This is a genomic window from Natronospira elongata (genome assembly GCF_034931365.1).
GTDB lineage: Bacteria > Pseudomonadota > Gammaproteobacteria > Natronospirales > Natronospiraceae > Natronospira > Natronospira elongata.
In genome coordinates this window covers 1-3,887 of record NZ_JAYGII010000074.1, presented here as the reverse complement: position 1 = coordinate 3,887, position 3,887 = coordinate 1, and the positions used below count along the sequence as shown (strand labels likewise).

Here is a 3,887-nt window from a genome sequence, read left to right as displayed (position 1 = left end):
CCACGAACCAGGGCCAGGTAGCGCTTCTCCACCCGATTGGCGCGCAGGGCGGCATGCAGGCGGCGGAGCGTGGAGCGGCGCTTGGCAATGATGAGACAGCCGCTGGTCTCCCGATCCAGACGATGGGCCAGTTCCAGATAGCGGGCATCAGGCCGGGCCTGACGCAGGGCGTCAATCAGGCCGAAATGCAGGCCACTGCCGCCATGGACCGGCACCCCGGATGGCTTGTTGATGATGATCAGACGGTCGTCCTCGTAGAGGATCCGATCGCCCAGACGCGACTGCAGCCGCTCCGGCACCTTGCCGGCCCGCGTACTGCGACCGCTCACCGGCGGGATTCGCACCGAATCGCCCGCCTCCAGGCGGTAATGGGGTTTGGTGCGGCGGCGGTTGACCCGGACCTGTCCGGTTCTCAGCAGGCGGTAGATCAGGCCCTTGGGGACGCCCTTGAGGACGCGGCGCAGATAATTATCGATGCGCTGTCCGGCATCCTCTTCACCGGCTTCCAGCAGCCTTGGGCCTTCCGACATGAGTCAGCGATTCCTTAGATTGAGTATATGGGGGTGGGCTGTTATATTACCGGAGCGGTTCGTTCGCCCACAAACACGCGGCTCCGTGAGGGCCTAAAGGGCAAGACAGGATCCGGTTATCCGGACCCCAGGCGACGAATCCCAGCACGGCTTCAGAGTGCCGTGCGGCAAGGAACAGTATCGTCAGCTCTCAATGCAGAGCTATCAGGGGGAGTCGGCCGGCCCAGAATGGTCGCGGCTCCATCGTTTTCATCGCTCGACCGTTCCGGGCACGGCCCGTGGATGGACGACTCGAAAACGCGCTCCCATGCCTCGAGCATGGTCAGGAAGCGCCGAGTGATGAATGGCAGGATTTCAGGCAGCCACCACTGCTAGGAGAGATTGGCGGCGCCCTCTTCATTCCAGACCAGAAGAACCTGTCCACGACAACGGCCTTTCATGACCCTGCCAGCGGCTGGTTGAGCGCTAGTGGGATTTTTTCATGAAGAGAATGCTGATCAACGCAACTCAACCGGAAGAGTTGCGCGTGGCCATGGTGGACGGCCAGAGACTCTACGACCTCGATATCGAAGTACTGGCCCGGGAACAGAAAAAGGCCAACGTCTACAAAGGCCGAATCACCCGCGTCGAACCCAGCCTTGAAGCCGCCTTCGTCGATTTTGGCGCCCAGCGTCACGGCTTCCTCCCCTTAAAGGAAATCTCCCGCTCCTATTTCAAGGAAGGTGCGGCGGACAGCCCTGGCCGCGTCAACATCAAGGACGCGGTGGTGGAAGGCCAGGAAGTCGTGGTCCAGGTGGACAAGGAAGAACGCGGCAACAAGGGCGCCGCACTGACCACCTTCATCAGCCTGGCCGGGCGCTTCCTGGTGCTGATGCCCAACAACCCCCGCGCCGGTGGCGTATCCCGCCGGATCGAGGGCGAAGACCGGACCCAGGTGCGCGAGGCCATGCGCAATCTCAACATTCCCAATGGCATGGGCGTGATCGTGCGCACTGCCGGCGTGGGCCGGACCACCGAAGAACTGCAATGGGACCTGGATTACCTCCTCCAGGTCTGGACTGCCCTGGAGCAGGCTGCCGGCGAACGCAAGGCACCGTTCCTGATCTACCAGGAAAGCAATGTCATCATCCGCTGCATCCGGGACTACCTGCGCACGGATGTGGGCGAGATTCTGGTGGATAGCCAGGAGATCTATAAGCAGGCCCACGACTTCATGTCCCAGGTCATGCCCCATAACCTGGGCAAGCTCAAGTTCTACGACGACGAAGTCCCGCTGTTCACCCGCTACCAGATTGAAAGCCAGATTGAATCAGCTTTCACCCGCGAAGTCCGTCTGCCCTCGGGTGGCTCGGTGGTGCTGGACCATACCGAGGCCCTGACCGCCATCGACATCAACTCGGCGCGGGCGACCAAGGGCGGTGACATCGAGGAAACGGCCCTCAACACCAACCTGGAAGCCGCCGACGAGATCGCCCGTCAGCTGCGGATCCGTGACCTTGGTGGCCTGGTGGTGATCGATTTCATCGACATGGGCCCCATGAAGCACCAGAAGGAAGTGGAGAACCGCCTGCGCGAAGCGCTGAAGATGGATCGTGCCCGGGTTCAGGTTAGTCGCATCTCCCGTTTCGGGCTCCTGGAAATGTCCCGCCAACGGCTGCAGCCTTCACTGGGTGAATCCAGTCAGGAAATCTGCCCTCGATGCAAGGGTGATGGCCGAATTCGCAGTGTTGATTCCCTCGCCCTGTCCATTCTCCGCATCCTCGAAGAAGAGGCCATGAAGGAGAACACCGCCAGAGTCGTGGCACAGCTTCCGGTCGAGGTGGGCACCTTCCTGCTCAATGAAAAACGTGACCGGATCGCGGAAGTGGAACAGCGCTGCAAGGTCAACCTCGTGCTGGTGCCCGACCGCAATATGGAGACCCCGGACTACAACATCGTGCGCATGCGCCACGATGAGGTTCAGGAACTGACCCAAAGCTCGGCCAGCTACCAGCTCAAGTTCGAGGAGCCGGAAGAGATCAAGCCCCCGCAGCAGCGGGGTGAAGTCCGCCAGGTGGCCAAGGCTGAAACCCCGGCGGTGAAGAGCATTACCCCCGCGAGTCCGGCGCCCACCCCGGCCAAACCCGAGACGCCCGCGGAACCCGCCGGCCCGGGCTTGCTGGTTCGCCTCTGGCGCCTGCTGTTCGGCACCGAGGAAAGCCGACGTGACCGGCGTGAAAAGCGGGCACAACAGCGCAGTCAGCGTGGTCGCCGAAGCGGTCCCCGGCGTGGCCAGGGTGACGAGGAGCGTGGCAGAGGGCAGCGGCAAGGTGGCCGCCGTGGTCGTCGCGGACGCCGCCGTCGCGGTGATGGCCCCCGTCAGAATCAGAACAACGGCCGTCCCCAGGAAGACCGTCAGGACAAGACGCAAACTCAGTCCGGCGATTCGTCCCGTGGCCAGGGCCAACAAGGCAAGAGTCAGAGCAAGGGTCAGGGCAAAGCCCAGGACAAGTCGCAAGACAAGTCCCAGGACAGGTCACAGGGCAAGCCGCAAGACAAGGGCCCGGACAAGGCACAGGACGGCCAAGGTAGCGATGGACGCCAGGACGGTGGCGGCCGCGGCGGTCGTGGCACCCGTCGTGGACGTCGCGGTGGTCGTCGTCGTCGTGGCGGTCAGCATGGCCGCGGTCGTGATCAGCGACAGGACCAGGGTGACAATCAATCCCAGGGCCAGCAGCCTCAGGGCCAGCAGCCTCAGGGCCAGCAGCCTCAGGGCCAGCAGCCTCAGGGCCAGAAGCCTCAGGACCAGAAGCCTCAGGACCAGAAGCCTCAGGAGCCGAAGCCCCAGGAGCCGAAGCCCCAGGAGCAGAGGCCTCAGGAGCAGAGGCCTCAGGAGCAGAGGCCTCAGGAGCAGAAGTCTCAGGATCAGAAGCCCCAGGAGCCGAAGCCCCAGGAGCCGAAGCCCCAGGAGCCGAAGCCCCAGGAGCCGAAGCCCCAGGAGCAGAGGCCCCAGGAGCAGAGGCCCCAGGAGCAGAGGCCCCAGGAGCAGAAGTCCCAGGAGCAGAAGCCTCAGGCGCAAGAAAAATCACAGGGGCCCAAGCCGAGTCGGGAAGCTGACAAAAAAGCCCCCGCCCGCCAGGGCGGACGGTCTGACAGCCATGGTGATGCGCCTGCGCCCAAGCCGCAAAACAGGGCCGAAGCGAAACCCGGGCCAGATGCCGCTCACGACAAGAAGAGCGGCGCCGATGAAGAGCCCGGTCGACTGAGTTCCAAGCGGGCGGCCCGGCTGGAAGAAACCCGTCAGGTGTACGAGGAAAAACAGGAAAAGCAGACCCGTCCGCCGGCAATGGAGAGCCCCAGGCCTTCCCGTCCGGGTGA

The 3,887-nt window shown here is 63.5% G+C and carries 2 protein-coding genes; one reads left to right on the top strand and one right to left on the bottom strand.

The window, feature by feature from the left end:
* Positions 1 to 530 (bottom strand): pseudouridine synthase (locus tag VCB98_RS13680; protein WP_346053478.1); only part of this gene is annotated, 530 nt, incomplete at its 3' end.
* A gap of 481 nt (positions 531 to 1,011) precedes the next feature.
* Here VCB98_RS13680 and rne point away from each other — a divergent pair.
* Positions 1,012 to 3,887, top strand: a 2,876-nt coding sequence (rne, locus tag VCB98_RS13675; RefSeq protein WP_346053476.1) for a ribonuclease E, incomplete at its 3' end; no start/stop codon positions are given.